We start from the raw sequence: 17,745 nt of genomic DNA, 5'->3' as shown, positions 1-17,745 counted from the left end.
CGGTCGATCTCCGCCGCAAAGAAAGCCGAAGCCTGCTTCAAGATCGTGTTCGCTCGCCGCAGTTCACGGTTCTCCCGCTCCAACGCCGCGATGCGGTCAGCGTCCTCACTCGTGGTGCCCGGGCGGACCCCGCCGTCGATCTCGGCCTGACGAACCCAATTGCGCAACGCCTCGGGATGGACTCCGAGCTGATCGGCGATCCGCTTGATCGCACCTCTCGACGAATCGGGATCTTGTCGCGCTTCACATGCCATCCGGGTGGCCCGGTCCTTGAGTTCCTCACTGTACTTGCGTGGTGCTGCCATGCTCTCCATCCTTCACAGGTTCGAGAGCCTCCGACAGACCCGGGGCGGTTCAGTGTCTTTCGATACCGACGCACCGTATGTTGACGACGCCTGAAAACTGACCCCCTGACGACGGGTGAATTTTGACCCCCCCCCGTCTTGTTAGGAGGGTGATTTCAGTGGAGCAATGGGCAGAGATCCGCCGTTTGCATCGCAGTGAGGGTGTGCCGATCAGGGAGATCGCGCGCCGGTTGGGGGTGGCCCGCAACACCGTTCGTGCGGCGTTGGCTTCGGATACCGCGCCGAAGTACTCGCGGCCGGCGACGGGCTCGGCGGTCGACGCGTTCGAACCGCAGATCCGGGCGTTGCTGCGGGAGTATCCGACGATGCCGGCGACGGTGATCGCCGAGCGGGTTGGGTGGACGAGGTCGTTGACGGTCCTCAAAGACCGGGTCCGGGCTATTCGTCCAGAGTTTCGTGGGGTAGATCCAGCCGATCGGGTGATCTATCAGCCCGGCGGCTGTTCACAGTGGGATTTGTGGTTTCCGGACTACCGAATCCCTCTGAGCCACAATCAGTTCGCCATGCTACCGGTGTTGGTGATGACGTTGGCGTTCTCCCGGTACCGGTCGGCGGTGATGATCCCGTCTCGCCAGGGCGGAGACATCCTGACGGGAATGTGGCTGCTGCTGTCGCAACTGGGCGGGGTGACCCGCAAACTGGTGTGGGACCGCGAAGCCGCGATCGGCCCCAAGGGCACACCCACCGCGTTGGCGGCCGGCTTCGTGGGCACGTTGGGTACGCGGCTGGAGCTGGCGCCACCGCGAGACCCCGAGTACAAGGGCATGGTCGAACGCAACAACCGGTTCTTCGAGAGCTCGTTCCTGCCGGGCCGCCAGTTCAGCTCACCGGCCGATTTCACCGCCCAGTTCGATCGGTGGCTGGCCGATCATGCCAACACCCGAGTGGTGCGCGCGATCGGTGATCGACGCCCGTGTGACGTGTTCGCCGAGGACCTCGAGCAGATGACCGGCCTACCTCCGACCGCACCGCATATCGGCTTGAGTAGCCGGGTGCGACTCGGTCGCGACTACTACGTACGTGTAGCCGGCAATGACTATTCGGTGCACCCGTCGGTGATCGGTCGGTTCGTCGACATCACTGCCGACCTGCAGCAGGTGCGCATCCTCTGCGGCGAGGTCACCGTCGCCGACCACGCGCGCAGCTGGGCCAACCACGTCACCATCGCCGACCCTCAGCACGTGCGAGCAGCCAAAGAACTGCGCCGCGATTACCGCCGCCAAGACCTCGCCAACCGGGCCCGAAACGCCGCCCGCATCCGCGCCCACCCTGATGGCCACGAGGTGCCGATCCGGGCGTTACCGGACTACGACGAGCTGTTCGGGGTGAACTTTGCCACCCCGCCCCAAGCTCACCCGCCCACCACATCCACCAGCATTGAAAGGTGAAAGACTGTGTCCGACAATCAAACAGGTAAACAGATCGAGTTCGCGGCGCGGGCGTTGAAGATGCCAGCGATCCGCCGATGCTGGGCGGAATTGGCCGAGCGGGCCCGCACCGACAACTGGACCCACGAGCAGTACCTCGCAGCGATTCTTGACCGCCAGGTCAGCGAACGCGAAGCCAACGGCACCATGCTGCGGATCAGCGGCGCGCGCTTCCCTGCGGTCAAAACACTCGAGGACTTCAACTTCGACCACCTTCCAGGACTGCGTCGTGATGTGATCGCCCACCTGGCCACCAGCACCTGGATCGCCAAGAGCGACAACGTGATCCTTCTCGGACCACCCGGGGTGGGAAAAACCCACCTCGCGATCGCGCTCGGGATCAAAGCCGCACACAACGCCTACCCCGTGCTCTTCGACACCGCCACCGGATGGGCCACCCGCCTGACCGAGGCACACACCACCGGCCGCCTGGCCGCCGAACTCAAACGGCTCCGCCGCTACCGACTGATCATCATCGACGAGATCGGCTACCTCCCATTCGACTCCGACACCGCCAACCTGTTCTTCCAACTCATTGCCAGTCGCTACGAACAAGGCTCGATTCTGATCACCTCGAACATGCCATTCGGCCGTTGGGGCGAAGTCTTCGCCGACGACGTCGTCGCCGCCGCACTCATCGACCGCCTCGTCCATCACGCCGAGGTCATCGCTATCGACGGCGACTCCTACCGCACCAAAGCCCGACGAGAACTCGTCAACACCGACCAGTAACCACACCAAAGGGGGTCAAAATTCAACCGTCGATAAGGGGTCAGTTTTCAGCCGCCGTTGACACCGTAGACATCGGCGAAATGCGCTGAGATCTCGCCGGTTGTGAGGCCTTTGGCATACAGCGACAGCACTACCCGATCCACATCGGTGACGCGACGTTTGCTCTTACCGACAATTACCGGGTCGAAGGTGGCGTTGCGGTCGCGGGGCACCTCGATGGGCACCTGCCCGCACGCGTCGGTCAGGACCCGTTTCGTGCGCGTGCCGTTGCGTGAATTGCCGGTGTTGCGGCCGGCCACGTCATGTTTGTCATAGCCAAGATGTTCGGTCATCTCTTCATCGAGCGCGGCTTCGAGCACGCTCTTGGTCAGCGCTTTGAGCAGCCCGTCAGGACCGGTCAGAGCCACTCCCTGAGCGCGTGAGCTACGTACCAGATCGCTCACCAAAGCCTGCTCGGCCTTCGAGAGCTCACGCACCGCATCCGCGGTGGTGACATCGTGTTCCTGACCGGTCTGAACCGGCCCTGCCACCGGGGCATCCACGCCCCCGATTGTGTCGGTCATCGTCGTGATTCCTCCTGCCCCACGCCGGGGGCGATCAAAACCACTTACACCGAATCAGCGACAGTCCCCAACGCCGCGACGGGCCCTCCTGCGAGTTCTACCAGCGTCAACGACGCGAGGGGCGCTCGCACGTGGGTCGGGTGTGGTGCCGCGGCCGACCGTCGAGCGGGTGTCAGTCGATGAGGTGGGCGCGATGGCTGGATGACTGGCGGGGCCGGTCAGATCTCGGCACGTGCGTGCGTACTAGCGGGACGCTGGATGCGTGTCGGTTCGGGTACTCGGCCACCAGCTTGCTCTGCCGACAAGTGTGGCGATGGTCGGCACGACGATGGTGCGGACGATGAAGGTGTCGAGCAGCAGGCCGATGCCGATGATGAGTCCGACCTGGGTCATGATCGAGATGGATCCGGCCATGAGTCCGAACATGCTGGCAGCGAAGATGAGGCCGGCCGAGGTGATGACTGATCCGGTGTTGGTGACGGTTCTCAGGACGCCGATGCGGATGTTGTTTTGGGATTCTTCGCGTAGGCGAGAGATGAGAAGCATGTTGTAGTCGGCGCCGACCGCGACGAGGACTATGAAGGCCAGTAGTGGTACGGGCCAGGCGATGTCGGTTTTGAGGATGTGTTGAAAGATCAGGACGCCGATACCCAGTGCCGCGGTGTAGTTGAGTATGACGGTGCCCAGAAGGTATAGCGGCGCGATGAGTGCTCGGAGTAGGAGTATCAGGATCAGGCCGACGATGGTGAGGGTGGCCAACGCTAGGAGTCGGAAGTCTTCGGTGAGTAGACGTTGCAGATCGGCGTTGATGGCGGGGAACCCGGCTGTCGCGATGTTGGAGTCCTGCAGGGTTGTGTTCGGTCTGGCGGCGAGTGCGACATCGGTGATTGTGTCGGCCAGTTGCATGGCCTCGGTGCTGTAGGGGTCGAAGCTGGTTTGTATTGCGTAGCGCACGGTATGGCCGTCGGGCGAGACGAACTGGCGAGCGACGTCGACGAAACGGCGGTCTGCGTTGGCCTGAGGTGGGAGGTAGAAGCCGGTTGCTGAGTTTGTTCCGGCGGTCTCGCGGGCGGAGGTTTGTAGTTGTGTGGCTAGCGCGGCCATCCCGGCGAGTTGTTGAAGGTTGCTGTCGATCAGCGCGGATACACCGGCGGCGAGTTGGCGTGATCCCGCCGCGAGTTGACTGATACCTGTTTGCAGTTGGGTGAGCTTGCCGGGAAGGTCTTGGCTGCTGATGCTTCCCAGCGTGGAGCCCAGTGAGTTGACGGTGGAAGTGAGTTGGTCGGTGACTGTTGAGATCGGTGTATCCAGCTGCGCGAGTTGTGTTGACAGCGTGGCGATCTGGTCGAGGGTCCCGTTGCTCAGTAGGGCGTCGAGATTGCGGGTCTGCGCGCGCAGAGCTGCGCACTGCGGGACTTGGGTGCACCAGGGCGCATTATCGAGGATGGGCAGGATCGAGGTCACTGTTGCCAGGGCTGCAGATGTTTGGCGGGTGAGCGCGGCCAGCTGTGGGGCATTCTGAGAAGCGCGATCGAGCGCTGGTGCAGATGCGGCGAGTTGGCGTAGTAGTGGCTGGTACTGCTGAATTTGCTGCCCGGCTGTGCTTGCCTGATCGAGGATGCCGGCCAGGGGGGCCAAGTTGGTGCGTACCTGGGTGTCGAGCTGAGTAAGCCCGTCGGCGAGTTGGAATGCGCCTGTACGGAGCTGTTCGAGGTCACCGCGGCGGTTCTGGCCATCGTCGACCGCACCCGCCAGCCGGTTCCCGATCTGGCCGTTCTGCCAGGACAGCTCGGCTTGCTCGAGCTTGTCCCCGGTGGGACGGGTAACGCCGATGACTCGAGTCACTCCGGGGATCTGGGATACACGTGAGGCCATTTGCTCAAGATCGGCCAGCCCGCTGGCAGTACGGAGATCGATCGGTGCATCTACGACGAGGAACTCGGTGATAGTGACGTCTTGAGGGAAATGACGGTCGAGCAACGCGTAGCCTTCGTTGCTGTCGGTTGTCGCGGGTTGCCCCTCACGATCGTCGAAGGTGATCTGGATGCCCGTCGCGAAGACGCTAAGCACGATTAGCCCGACCAGGGTTAGTGCCAGCAGCGGCACAGGACGCCGCACGACGAGCACGGCGACGCGATTCCAGTACTTTCGGGTCAGATCTCGCCTGGGTGCGCCCCAGCCGAATCGTGCCGCCCACAGCAACACCGGTGGTAGCAGGGTGACCGTGGCGAGGAATCCGATGAGGATGGCGATCGCGCATGCCGGACCCAAGGTGGAGAACACGCTCAGCTGACCAAAGACCATCGCCAAAAAGGCCAGCGCCACCGTGGCAGCTGAAGCCAGGATGACCCGTCCGATAGTTGCTGTCGCGTCCACGAGCGCAACCTCGGTGGTGGCGTCCTGGCGTAGCCGTTCGTGATAGCGACTGATGAAGAAGACTGAGTAGTCGACCCCGGCTCCGAGCAGGATGACGGTCATGAACGCGACGGTGAACTGCGATACCGGCATACCGAGTTCGCCGAGTGCGGACAAGATGCCACGGCCCACGCCGAGGCTGACACCGATCACCAACAACGGCACCAGCGCGGTGAACAGCGATCGGTAAACGATCAACAGAATGATCGCGATAAGCGCCACCGTCGCCAGAGTGATCACGACTAAATCGCTTTCAGCACTGACGATCTGGTCACTGAAAGTGGCTGTCGGCCCGGTGACATGGACAGTGGTGCCCGTACCGTCAAACACGCGCTGCGCGGTTTGGCGCACGGTCTCCACAGCATGCGTGGCCGTTGGCCCTCCCAATGTTCCGGTGACCCCGACAGGCAGGTACCAGGCTTGCCCGTCCTCACTCAAGGCTTGGCCGGCCGTCGTCGGATCGGAAAGCAAATCCCGCACTGACTGCACATCGTCGAAATTTTCGCGCAGCTGCAGAACGAGCATGTCGTAGCGTTCCCGCGCCACGTCGGTGAACCCGTTCGGGTTCTCCATGGTCACGAAAACAGTGGTCTTGGCGCCCTTCTCACCGAACGCACCACCCATCTGATCGAGTGCTTGAAACGATGGAACCCCAGCAGGGATCGGATCAACAGACTGCTGCCGCACCACCGTCTCCAGCTGGGGAAACAGAATCGCCAAGACGATACCCACAGCCACCCACGCCCCGATGACGAGGAATCTGTGCGCCAAGGTGAACCGTGCCAACCGCCCCAATGTCGTGCTGTACTCGCTGCGTTCCGCCAACCGGCGCGCCGCCAAGCGCCCACCACTTGGACGTTGGACCACCATATGCAGCACCTCACCCTCGACCCAGCCCGTCTACGAAACCGACGGTATCGTTACGGTACTAGCAGTACCGTAGATGGGGAAGGAGGTCAGGAGGTTTGGTGTCGCCGGTGGGCCATGAGGAAATCGTCGACAAGCTGTTCGAGATCGCCAACGGTCATCGACCGAATGCCCGTGAGCTTGGCAAAGATCAGCGGGCCCGCGAGCTGGGTGACAGCCATGGTCAAATCGAAGTTGTCGAGCTCAGCCGTGGCCACGTCACTCGTCAAAACTCGATCGAATGGTTCTCGATACTGCTCGACGACTCGACGACGCAGTGGCGCGAGCGCGTTCTGATCCCCGTCGGATTGCCCGGATTGCCGGGGCTGCTCGGGAAGCATTGCCAACCATGCCAGCGTCGTCAACTGCAGCGGTGCATGCTCAATAAGCTCAGCCTGCCGCTGCATCAGCTTCAGCAGGTCATCACGGATCGACGTCGTCGTCTCGGGGGTCTCGGCCTGAGGCAACAATCGCTCGAAGGCAGCCGCCACCAGATCTGTGGAGCTCTCGAAGTGACGATACAAGGTGGTGCGAGCAACACGAGACAGTCGAGTGACCGCCTCCACGGTAACGGCTTCGACCCCGCCACTGTTCAGCAAGGTCACCGCAGCATCCAACAAACGCTGACGCGACCGAACCCGCCTCGGGTCAACATCGTCGAAATCGATGGTTTCCACCCTGGCCACTCCCTACGAAACCAAATCAAGAACCTCTGACTGCACACCAATACCGTCGGTAACAGAACGAAACTGCCAGTGGCGGTACCGATGGAAGGCTCGAGGGGGGCCTTATGAGTGCCGCCACGACTGTGGCACTGTCGTCAACAGTACCGTCTGTAGCGCTCCGCTACTAAGATGAGCGGCGACCAAGGATGATCCCCCATGACAGCCAGCAGTCAGGATTGTGAAATGCGCTCCGTTTGTGTGAGCAGTTCTGCCGCGTGCGTGACACAGGGCGGACCACCCGTACGAAGGGGATCAGACGGCGTCGAGGCGAGTGGCGAATCCAGGGTCGCCTAAGGACCTGTCCCTATGGAATCGAACGCCTACTGTGGCTGCAGCGCCGTCTATGATCCCCCACGAGGTCTGGCACAGGTGCGCGGCAAACATGTCCCTGCTCATTCCATTCTGCCGACCGTGATCGATCCACCACTGGGTCGCTGATAGGCCAGCCCCCAGAATGGAGGCTACTGCTACGGCGACGGGGGACTCCTCGGCATCGACCTCTCGGAGGCCACGAGCGAACTCGTCGGAAATAATCTCCATTGCCGATCTCAGCTGATCTGCGGCCCCACCCTCGCCGGACTCAGAGTACTGGAACATGTGGTTCGTCATGAGGAAACGGACGACCGCTGGATGTTCATCAACCAAGGATACGTATGCGGACACCGCTGAACGGAAAAGTTCGTCGACGGTGCTGTCTGCCTGTCCGGAGAGCAGAGTTGACTGCGCTGACTCCCACATCATAGAACCCAGACGGGCTGCCACGGCGGAGTAGAGCCCAGCCCTGTCACCGAAATGGCGGTAGAGCTTAGGCTTCGACGCACCAGCCTCTTCCGCAAAATCGTCCATGCTCACGGCATCGCCGAACTTTTCGATCGCGCGTATCGCTGCATCGACGAGTTCAGCTTTGACGACGGCGCGGTGGTCGTCCCAGCGCGTGCTTCGAGCGTCGCGCACACGTCGCTGCACTTTCACCGGGGCCGCGGAGATGCGACGGACTACAGACATGACCTCCTACGTTATCAGGATGGCTGACTTGTCGCGCCAGTGACGCACTAGCCAGTGAACATGGGTTGGGTCGACGAGACCCGCGTCAGGCGGATTTGTCTAATCTGGCCACGGCTGAATTGAAGTCTTCGACGGCCTCTAGGTTGGACATGTGACCGACTTTGTCAAGAAGAGTGAATTCAAATAGAACGCCCTTCCGACCCAGGCGCGCTGCGAGATCCACTGAATGGGTCGCTGGGGTCAGTCTGTCGGCATCACCTACGATGACCGTCGCCGGCACCTCCAGCGAGTCAACCCCCTTACTGACGTCGATTGTCGCCAAAACTGAACCCCACATCCCGCGCACCTGTGGTGGGCATCGCAACACGATGTCGGCGCACTCGTCGACTACCTCGGCAGTCGCGCCCGGGCCCAGGGTTCCGTAACGAATCAGGCGGCGAGACAAACGCGTCCCCTGCATCTCGGGTCCGGCGACTGCAAGACTGGCCGCGAAGGCCCGCTCAAGTCTCGGTCGTAGCTGTCGGGGAACCTTGAGCAATGTAGACCGATCCACCAACTGTGATGGCCCGGTGCTTGCCAGTACTACTCCGCGGGCCAGCTCCGAAACCGAGGCGGGGTACTCAGCCGCCCAACTCATGATGGACATGCCTCCCATGCTGTGTCCGACCACGACAGCCTTGTCGGTGGGAGTGGCGACCGCCCGAACTACGGCCTCCAAGTCATCGGCCAGAAGTCTCGCCGAGAACGGTACCCGGCCCCGGTCACTCCACCCGTGTCCGCGTTGGTCGTAGACCACTACCCTATGCGTCCCCGCGAACTGCTCGATCTGTGGCCGCCAGAAACGTCCCTGACAGGCCCAGCCGTGACTAAAGACCAGAAGTGGAGCATCCTGGCCCGAGCCGAATTCCTGGGCGAACAACTTGGTCCCGTCGGAGGAAAGGACCTCGAGGTCACGCGATCCTCGCGACGCACTCGCAAACTCAGAGGTCATCGAAGCTCACCGTGACAGAATCCGTCAGCGGAAGTGCCTGGCATGCGAGCCGTTCACCGTCGGCAACATCACCCTCAACGAGGATGTGGTTCTGGGCCATTTCTACATCACCCTCGACCAGCTTGCATACACACGCGCTGCAGGCTCCTTCTCGGCAGGAGTACGGGGCATTGTGGCCTTGGGCCAGTAGCACGTCGAGCAACGGCGTGTTGCGCGGCCACTCAGTCGTGATGGACTGCCCATTCAGATAGACCGTAGCGGTCGCCACACCATCGTCGTCACTGAGATGACGCATCGTGGCTGTGTCGAACGGATCTCCAGTCAGTGACTGAAAGACTTCTCGATGTACCGACGAGTGCTCGACACCGCAGGCCTCCGCCGACTTCTGCACCAGATCCATGAACGGCGCCGGACCACAGGTGTAGATCTGTGCACCGCGGTGCTCACGTATGGCGGATTCGACATTTTCAGGTGCCGGAATCCCCATAGCCGACTCCAACCAGTGGAAGACCGTGAAACGCTCGGGGAACTCGGAGGTGATCTGCGCCAGTTGGCCCTCGTACATGATCGACTCGGCATCGCGATTCGCGTAGAACAGTGTGACTTCGCCCCCACCGACCACAAGGGCCGACTTAATCAGCGACAAGACCGGAGTGATCCCACTTCCTCCTGCAAAGAATAGAAAATCGACGTCGAGATTCTTAGCCGTGAAGTGCCCTGACGGCGGGAGGACGGTCAACTCCATTCCCGGGATCGCGTTGTCGCACAGCCAGTTCGATGCGTAACCGTTCTCCGTCCGCTTGATCCCGATCTCGAGACGGAAGTCCTCGACGTGAGGCGAGCTGCTCAATGAGTAGCATCGTGCGACATGACCGGTCCGATCAGACGGGATCTTCACGGTGATGAATTGCCCTGGGACATGCTTGAACTCCTCGACCATGGCATCGGGGATCTCGAACGAAATGGTGACGGAGTCTTTCGTTTCCTGGGTCACTTCTGAGACGGTCAAGGTGCGTGAGCGGGCCGCGGCAGCCGGACGTGAATCGGGTTCGACGGTCACTTGAGGATCCCCTGTCTACGTGCGACCGCGTAACCCGCTCGTGTCAGTGGCGCCGCGATGTCCTGGTAGCGGGGACCGATCACCCGTGCCACGAAGTCGAAACCGCGGGCGTCCGCACCGATCAGCACTCGCGCTCTCTTCTTGTCCATACCTTTGAGGATTGTCGCCGCTGCTTTATCCGGGGTGCTTCGTGCGATCCTGTCGAACAGCGAGGCGACAGTCGCGGTGTCTGCCCCCATGGCGGAAACGCCTCGGGCATTGTTGACGATGTTGGTTTTTACACCCCCCGGGTGCACACATGTCACTGTGACCGGGTATCGACTGATTTTCATCTCCTGTCGGAGCGCCTCGGTGAAGCCTCTGACGCCGAATTTCGCGGCATTATAGGCGCTTTGGCTGGGGATTCCGATCAAGCCGAAGACGCTCGACGTGTTAATGAGATGTCCGTCCCCGGACGCGATCAGGTGAGGCAGAAACGCCTTCGACCCGTTAACGACTCCGCCAAAGTTGATGCCCATGAGCCAGTCGAAGTCTTCCCAGCTCATGTCGACCACGTCGACGCCCAAGGCCACGCCGGCGTTGTTGAACACCATGTCGACGTGGCCCGACTCTGACCGCACTCCGTCGGCATAGTCCTGAAAAGCAGCGCGGTCCGCAACGTCTAGTACGGCGGCGGTTACCGTTGCCCCATGCGTGGTGCGGCAAAGTTCTGCAGTCTCCTTCAAGTGCATCTCATCAATGTCGGACAGTGCCAGTGCGGCACCTCGCTCCGCCAACTGGAGTGCCAGAGACCGACCGATCCCTGACGCGGCACCGGTGATCACTGCCACCTTGCCGGTATAGTCATGCCGATTAGAACTGCTCACCGTCGTCCCACCATCTCTTCGAATCGTGTCTCTCCGTGCGTTCGGGCTCAGGCGATGTCGTACTCGGCGGGCTCGAAATCTTTCGTGGCGCGCCAGTACTGCCATGTGAAGCCCGGCCACACGGTCCGGTTGACGCCCTGCGAGTCGAGATACCAACTCGTGCAGCCGCCGTTGGTCCACACTCCCTTGGCCAGCTTCCGCTGGATGTCGGTGTTGAACTGTTCTTGCACGGACGGGCGTACGTCAACCTTCTCAGCGCCTCGGCTTTCTACTGTGTCGATGGCCTTCATGATGTATTTGATCTGTTGCTCGATCATGAACACCACTGAGTTGTGGCCGAGGCCCGTGTTGGGTCCGAGGAGGAAAAACAGGTTGGGAAAACCCTCGGTCGTGATGCCCAGGTGCGTGTTAATCCCCGTCTGATGCCAGTGGGACGGGAGATCCTCGCCAGTTGCACCTTTCAGGGCGAGCTGATCGAAACCATCAGTCACGTGAAAACCGGTCGCATAAATAATTACATCGATGAGGTGCTCGACGCCGTCTGAGGTGACGATGGAATCAGCGGTGACCCTCTCAATCCGATCGCTGATGACGGTGGTGTTGGGCGCCGCTAGTGCAGGGTAATAGTCGTTTGACCCCAGAATTCGCTTACAGCCGATGCGATATGACGGGGTCAGTTTCTTGCGTAGTACCGGATCAGAGATGGAGCGTTCAATGTTCCACCGAGCGACCCGTTCGATTGGCCGCATAAGGTTGGAGTGACCGTTGAGGCCGAAGGCTAGGCTCTCCGCACCCCAGTACACCGACCACCTGGCGATACGACGTGCAATCGGGAGTTTGCTCAGAAGGGTCCGCAGGGCCGGCGGAACGGTGAAATTCTTGCGCGGTAGGACCCAGGCAGGGGTTCGCTGGAAGACTTTGAGGGACATGGCCTCCTTCTGTACGAACGGCACAAACTGGATAGCGCTGGCACCAGTGCCGATCACGGCGACACGCTTGCCCTCCAGATCCACCGAATGATCCCACTGTGCGGAGTGAAACGCTTCGCCTTTAAAGTCCTCAATCCCCGAAATTTCGGGAAAATTGGGGATGTGCAGCGCACCGACTCCTGAGACTACGAACTGAGCAATGTACTCACGTCCGGACTCAGTACGCAGGTGCCACCGCGACTCTGACTCGCTCCAGTATCCGGAAACCAACTTCTGACCGAAATGAATCTTTTGTGTCACGCCACGCTTATCCGCGACATCCTGTAGATACCGCTCAATTTCTGGCTGTGACGACCACACCTTCGACCAGCTACCTCGACTCTCGAATGAGTACGAGTACATCAGCGACGGAACGTCACATGCACAGCCCGGATAGGTATTGTCGCGCCAGGTCCCACCGACGGAGCTTGCCTTCTCCAGAATCAGAAAATCGCTATACCCGCGACGTCTAAGCTGCGCGGCCATCCCGAGACCAGAGAACCCGCTTCCAATAATCAGAATCTTGGTCGAAATCGGGTCGTTGGTTGAATCCGTCTTGGCGGTTGCGCGCGAGGCGCGCCGGGTAGTCGATGATGCCATGTTTATGCTTTCTCCCTCGTAGGTTGGATCGCACAACACATCACCTGCGCACAGTGGCGGCAGGTGATCTGTTGAGGCGGAAGTGATCGCGAAGCCATCGAGAATGCTCCGCACAGGTCTAACTGATGTCGATCACGACGGCTCGGCCGCGTGAACGGAGATCAGCGAAGATCGTCGGGAAGGCTCCGCGTCGCACGCCACATGGCCATTGTGAACTTGCCTTCCAACATTCCCGCCTCATGGAAGAACCGAATCATGGGCTCCGACATAAATTGCAGGTTGGTCCGATAGTTTGGGCTGGTCTGCTGCGCCCACACGCCACGCCAGCGACTAATTCCCACTGCGGGGTACACTTTCGGATTAATGAGCAGCGGGTACGCCAGGTTCGCGATGACGGCAAGCACCCCTCGGTGCCAAGCGCGCGTCGCCTTACGACGACGCTGCATGCCTTCGATCATCTCCAGTCGCGCAAAGGTAATGTGACGGGCTTCCTCAAGGACGTGGATCTTCATGAGCTGGCGAAGCTGAGGCTGCATACTGGGGTCGTTCATCGCCTCGCGCTGGGCGCGGTCCAGGATTTCCTCGATCAACAGCGTAGCTCCAGACACCGACGGTCCGAGGGGGACGAAATGCAGGATCTTTGCGAAGCTCAAGAAGCCCTTAGGGAGCTTGTAAGGGGGCACGCCTGTTTTGTTAATGAGGCGCGCGAACATAGTGGAATGGCGGGACTCATCGCCGATTTCTGTCAGCGCGTATAGGGACTTCTGATCTGTTAGCGCCCCCTTTGCCGACATGCGCAGGAGCGCCGAACTCAAGAGGTTCTCCGCGTAGATGCCGAAACTGAGGATGCTCACGATCTCGTGGCGTCCCAGCTCGCGACGCTGCTCCTCGGTCATCTTGTTCCACAGTTTGGTGCCGTATAGCGACACTCGGTGCTCTGGCAGAAAGTACTTGCCTTCCTCCCAGGGCGACTCCCAGTCGATGTCGATCTCCGCGTCGTAGAACTTCTCCGCGGAAGACCGCAACAATCGACCCGCCGATCGTTCCATGTCGACGGGCTTGCGCCCGTTCACCCGAGCCATGCCCTCCCTCGAAAAGTCGGGCTTGATCTGGATATCCTGCACGGTCATGTCGTCTCCTCGGTCGTTCACGGCTGGGAGTCGGGGCCTGGGGCCCAGTACCCATTACTCACAGTATCTGGTACTGCTAGTATCCACGTACCTCGATATTTGTCAACGCTCAATGCGAAGAAGGTAGGGCTGCATGTCTGACGACCATGACCTCGACTACTCCGGCGAAGGGACCCTGGTGTGCCGCGGGACGGAGATCCATGTCGAAGCGAAGATCAAAGGCTATTTCCAGCCGCTGAACGGCCTCTACACCTGGTATGGCCGGATTCAGAAGAATGATGAGCTCGACGAGCTCCTGAAGGGCGCCCGCGCGATCGCTGTATTTACGACCCCCGAGGGCCGAGCGGAGTGTGTCGTCGGGGATCCCGACTTCTGGGGCCGATACCGCATCTCAGGTAAGAGCACCCCCCCATACCACCTGCCCACCACTCTCGAGGAGGTCGAAGACATGGCCGAGCACCACCACAATTGACAACCATCCACCGCCGCACGGACGTTCGCATAACGGGTGCGCACGATTGGGTCGCCCACTTCAGGTCGAGAGGAAATTGCACATGGTGAGTTCGTCTCCCATTCGAGCCCGCCCGTCGAGAGGGGGCGAGAAACTCGGCGAATACAGTCCGACCCTTGAGCGGGTTGCATGGTTTACCCTCCGCCGCAAAGGGATTGTGACGCTGGTTTGGATCGGTGCCGCCATCGGCTTAGGCCTTCTCTTTCCTCAACTGGAGTCAGTGATACGGGAACAATCTGTGGATCCGATCCCGGCCGGAGTCCCGTCTTTTCAGACCTTGGACCGTATGGGTGCATCTTTCGACGAGCGCGGCGCCAAGACCACAGTATTCGTTGTGATGGAGAACAGTGCAGGCCTGTCCGACAACACCCGCGATCGATATCACGTGCTTGTCGACACCCTGCGGGCGGACGACAGGCACGTCATCGCTGTCCGGGACCTGCTGAGCGATCCCCTCACCGCAAGTCAGGCTCTCAGCAAAGACAAGCAAGCCTGGTATCTGCCCGTGGGAGTGGCCGGCACACTCGGGGGACCCGATACCGCGGAGGCGGTCGCAGCGGTGCGTGAGATCGCTGAGAGTATCTTTCGTGACAGTGGGACGACAGTCCGTGTGACAGGCCCGCCCGCGACCTTTAGCGACCAACTCGCCGTGGGCGAGTCGGATCTGGTCCTGATCACTGTTGCCACCGTGCTGCTGATCGCCGTGATCCTCCTGATCGTCTATCGTTCGGTCTTCACCGCGCTGATGCCGCTGCTTGTCGTGGGCATGAGCTTGGCTGTGGGTCGCGGAGTTCTATCTGGACTGGGCGAGCTGGGCATGCCGGTATCCCAGTTCACGTCAATGTTCATGACCGTCATCATCTTTGGTGCCGGAGTTGACTATTCGGTGTTCCTCATCAGCCGCTATCATGAAGGTATTCGAGCGGGTTACTCTCCTGATGTCGCTATCGCCCACGCGAATGCAACTATCGGCCGCGTGGTTCTAGCGTCGGCGGGCACTGTGGCCCTAGCGTTCCTGGCTATGGCCTTCGCCAAGCTCAGTGTGTTTAACACTTTGGGTCCGGCCTGCGCAATCGCCATAGCTTTCGCATTCTTGGCGACGGTGACATTGCTGCCCCTCGTACTCTCTTTCGCTGCCAAGAAAGGCGCCGGCCTTCCCCGCCGTGACCTGACGCGGGATTACTGGAGAAGAGTCGGAGTCATGGTTATCCGGCGGCCGGTCCCTCTGCTCGCGATCAGTGTGGTCGTGTTGATCGGCCTCGCCATGGTCGCCGCAACAATTCAGATCACCTACGACGATCGCGAGGGGCAGCCACCTGACACAGGGAGCAACGAAGGATACGCGCTTCTCAACCGCCACTTCCCGAAAGACATCATCATCTCAGAATTCTTGGTGGTGGAGTCCGAGAACGACATGCGCACGGCTCAAGGCCTTGCCGACCTCGACCAGCTAGCCTCCCGCGTCGCGCAGATTCCCGGCGTGACCAGGGTCATTGGCGTGACGCGGCCGACCGGTGAGAAGCTAGAGCAGGCGCAATTATCTTGGCAGAATGATCAGATCGGTACCAAGATCACCGAGGAGACCGGTGATGGACAGGCCCGCAAGGGTGATCTGGCCGTCCTGAAGACGGGGTCAGAGCAGCTCGCCGGAGGCCTGGCACTGTTAGAAGACCAGATATCCTCCAACCTCGCTCCGCTGTCGGGGTTGCTCGACGAGGTGTCGTCATTTGGCCCGCAGCTCGACGAGTATCGGCCGCTTGTGAACCAACTGGCGAACGCTGCCCCAAGGCTTAGACAGTTTTCCAAGCAAGCGCCCGAGCTGTCTCAACTCGCACGTCGGGCCCAGTCTGCGGCAGATGCGGTCGCGCCGGCGTTGTCCGCGTTAGACAATCCGTGGTGCCAGCAGATCGCGCAGTGCTCGGCACTGCGCGCGCAAATGGCCGACATCCGGGCACTCGCGGATGATCAGTCGCTTGGGAGGGTGGCTGACTTTGCCGCGCAGCTCGGCCGCGTGAGTGCGCCAGGCTCGACCAACATTGCACAGCTGCAGCGTTCTCTTCAAACGCTGGATTCTGCACTACAAGCCATCGGCGGACAGGACCTCGGGAACAGGCTCTCGCAACTCGAATCCGGCGTCGGCGCACTTGCCGACGGCGCGCGTCAGTTGTCGAACGGAGTCGGTGCTCTGGTGGACAGCAACCTTCAGCTACTCAGTGGACTGGCACAGGTCGCCGCACAGCTTCGGGCTCCCGCACGGGAGGTCGGCGATTCTGACTCGGCAACCGGCTTCTATCTCCCCGCGGATGCGTTCAAGGACCAGCAGTTCAGTCAGGTCGCTCGACAGTTCATCTCGTCCGACGGGAAAACCGTGCGCTATGCGGTACAGACCGCCTACGACCCATACTCTGCCGATGCAATGACGCTGGCGAACGAGCTGTCCAGCGTCGCCGAGAACGCGATGCCGAACACCACTCTGGAGGGCGGACGTGCTTCTGTTGCGGGCTTTCCTGCGATCAATGCCGACGTCCAGCGACTGTTGTCGTACGATTTCAAACTGCTCGGCATAGCCACCCTTCTCATCGTGGGTCTGATCCTGATGCTGCTGTTGCGGGCCGTCGTTGCACCTGTCTATCTCCTTGCAACCGTCGTCTTGAACTACATGGCGGCTCTCGGTATTGGTGTGCTCGTACTTCAACACATCCTCGGTGCCGGGATCGCCTGGCCCGTGCCACTGGTGTCGTTCATTGTCTTGGTGGCGGTGGGCGCCGACTACAACATGCTGCTGGTGTCACGGCTGAGAGAGGAAACGAGGTGGAGCGTGCGGGTCGGCGTAATGCGTACCGTCGCTTACACCGGGTCGGTCATCACCTCGGCTGGGTTGATATTCGCGGCCAGCATGTTTGGGCTGATGGTCGGGTCCATCGATGTGATGGTGCAAATCGGGTTCATCATCGGTGTCGGTTTGCTGCTCGACACGTTCCTGGTGCGGACCTTAGTAGTCCCGGCGCTAGCGGTGCTGCTGGGCACTGCGAGCTGGTGGCCGGGTGACATCGACCGTTTCCGGCTCGCCCCTTGACCATCGCAAAAGTCACGCGGACGGACCCATGGGGATCTGACAAGCGTCGGTCGCTGAATATCCCGACCATTCCGTCAACAGGTAGGAGGGGCATAAGCATGACGCAGCACCGTCGCCCGTGATAGATGAGTTGCGTCCTAATTCAAACGCTAGCTGCACTGACCTTGGTACGCGGCTGGCTGGTGGTTGAACCGCCCCGGGTCTGTCGGAGGCTCTCGAACCTGTGAAGGATGGAGAGCATGGCAGCACCACGCAAGTACAGTGAGGAACTCAAGGACCGGGCCACCCGGATGGCATGTGAAGCGCGACGAGATCCCGATTCGTCGAGAGGTGCGATCAAGCGGATCGCCGATCAGCTCGGAGTCCATCCCGAGGCGTTGCGCAATTGGGTTCGTCAGGCCGAGA

At 60.9% G+C, this 17,745-nt stretch carries 14 protein-coding genes and 1 pseudogene; 5 read left to right on the top strand and 10 right to left on the bottom strand.

The features are described 5' to 3' along the window. Nucleotides 1–305, bottom strand: a 305-nt coding sequence (locus AS181_RS23800; RefSeq protein WP_058253897.1) for a transposase, incomplete at its 3' end; no start/stop codon positions are given. Nucleotides 306–454: 149 nt separating this feature from the next. Between AS181_RS23800 and istA the strand changes: the two genes are divergently transcribed. Further along, nucleotides 455–1,753 carry an IS21 family transposase gene (istA, locus tag AS181_RS23795; RefSeq protein ID WP_165629285.1) on the top strand — a complete coding sequence of 433 codons (1,299 nt, stop codon included), beginning with the start codon at nucleotides 455–457 and terminating at the stop codon, nucleotides 1,751–1,753. A 6-nt stretch (nucleotides 1,754–1,759) separates the two neighbouring features. Then, entirely contained in the window at nucleotides 1,760–2,524 is a 765-nt protein-coding gene (gene istB / locus AS181_RS23790) for an IS21-like element helper ATPase IstB (RefSeq protein ID WP_004021756.1), read from the top strand. Nucleotides 2,525–2,580: 56 nt separating this feature from the next. Here the strand turns inward: istB and AS181_RS23785 are convergent. From AS181_RS23785 to AS181_RS23745, 9 genes and pseudogenes are all read right to left on the bottom strand, one after another. Then, nucleotides 2,581–3,087 (bottom strand): annotated as a pseudogene (locus tag AS181_RS23785) (transposase); the annotation flags it as partial. Between the two features lie 243 nt (nucleotides 3,088–3,330). Continuing rightward, nucleotides 3,331–6,372, bottom strand: coding sequence for an MMPL/RND family transporter (locus AS181_RS23780; protein WP_033206569.1), 3,042 nt, complete (start codon nucleotides 6,370–6,372; stop codon nucleotides 3,331–3,333). An 86-nt stretch (nucleotides 6,373–6,458) separates the two neighbouring features. Next, nucleotides 6,459–7,085, bottom strand: a complete 627-nt coding sequence (locus AS181_RS23775) for a TetR/AcrR family transcriptional regulator (protein ID WP_004021759.1) — start codon at nucleotides 7,083–7,085, stop codon at nucleotides 6,459–6,461. 300 nt (nucleotides 7,086–7,385) lie between these two features. Beyond that, the gene (locus AS181_RS23770; RefSeq protein WP_058253895.1) at nucleotides 7,386–8,138 is read right to left on the bottom strand and encodes a TetR/AcrR family transcriptional regulator; all 753 of its coding nucleotides are present in this window, start codon (nucleotides 8,136–8,138) and stop codon (nucleotides 7,386–7,388) included. Nucleotides 8,139–8,223: 85 nt separating this feature from the next. Next, a complete protein-coding gene (locus AS181_RS23765) occupies nucleotides 8,224–9,129 on the bottom strand; it encodes an alpha/beta fold hydrolase (RefSeq protein ID WP_058253894.1) in 906 nt (301 codons plus the stop codon). Next, nucleotides 9,119–10,189 carry a ferredoxin--NADP reductase gene (locus AS181_RS23760; RefSeq protein WP_058253893.1) on the bottom strand — a complete coding sequence of 357 codons (1,071 nt, stop codon included), beginning with the start codon at nucleotides 10,187–10,189 and terminating at the stop codon, nucleotides 9,119–9,121. Before AS181_RS23760 ends, AS181_RS23765 begins: the two co-directional genes overlap by 11 nt. Further along, nucleotides 10,186–11,055 (bottom strand): SDR family NAD(P)-dependent oxidoreductase, encoded by an 870-nt coding sequence (locus AS181_RS23755; protein WP_004021763.1) that lies wholly within the window; start codon nucleotides 11,053–11,055, stop codon nucleotides 10,186–10,188. The genes AS181_RS23760 and AS181_RS23755 overlap by 4 nt, the downstream gene beginning before the upstream one ends. Nucleotides 11,056–11,102: 47 nt before the next feature. After that, a complete protein-coding gene (locus AS181_RS23750; RefSeq protein WP_058253896.1) occupies nucleotides 11,103–12,623 on the bottom strand; it encodes a flavin-containing monooxygenase in 1,521 nt (506 codons plus the stop codon). A gap of 161 nt (nucleotides 12,624–12,784) precedes the next feature. After that, nucleotides 12,785–13,753, bottom strand: a complete 969-nt coding sequence (locus AS181_RS23745) for an AurF N-oxygenase family protein (protein ID WP_058253892.1) — start codon at nucleotides 13,751–13,753, stop codon at nucleotides 12,785–12,787. Nucleotides 13,754–13,886: 133 nt separating this feature from the next. On the opposite strand from AS181_RS23745, the gene AS181_RS23740 reads away from it, so the two are divergent. The 3 genes from AS181_RS23740 to AS181_RS25790 all read left to right on the top strand — a co-directional run. Further along, nucleotides 13,887–14,225 carry a DUF4873 domain-containing protein gene (locus tag AS181_RS23740; protein WP_058253891.1) on the top strand — a complete coding sequence of 113 codons (339 nt, stop codon included), beginning with the start codon at nucleotides 13,887–13,889 and terminating at the stop codon, nucleotides 14,223–14,225. A gap of 82 nt (nucleotides 14,226–14,307) precedes the next feature. After that, nucleotides 14,308–17,340 carry an MMPL/RND family transporter gene (locus tag AS181_RS23735; protein ID WP_058253890.1) on the top strand — a complete coding sequence of 1,011 codons (3,033 nt, stop codon included), beginning with the start codon at nucleotides 14,308–14,310 and terminating at the stop codon, nucleotides 17,338–17,340. 230 nt (nucleotides 17,341–17,570) lie between these two features. Next, nucleotides 17,571–17,745: transposase (locus AS181_RS25790; RefSeq protein WP_091344502.1), on the top strand; the 175-nt coding region annotated here is incomplete at its 3' end.

This window comes from Gordonia sp. SGD-V-85, assembly GCF_001456905.1.
Classification (GTDB): domain Bacteria; phylum Actinomycetota; class Actinomycetes; order Mycobacteriales; family Mycobacteriaceae; genus Gordonia; species Gordonia hongkongensis.
The sequence above is the reverse complement of the archived record's forward strand: the minus strand, read 5'-3'. Positions and strand labels throughout refer to the sequence as shown.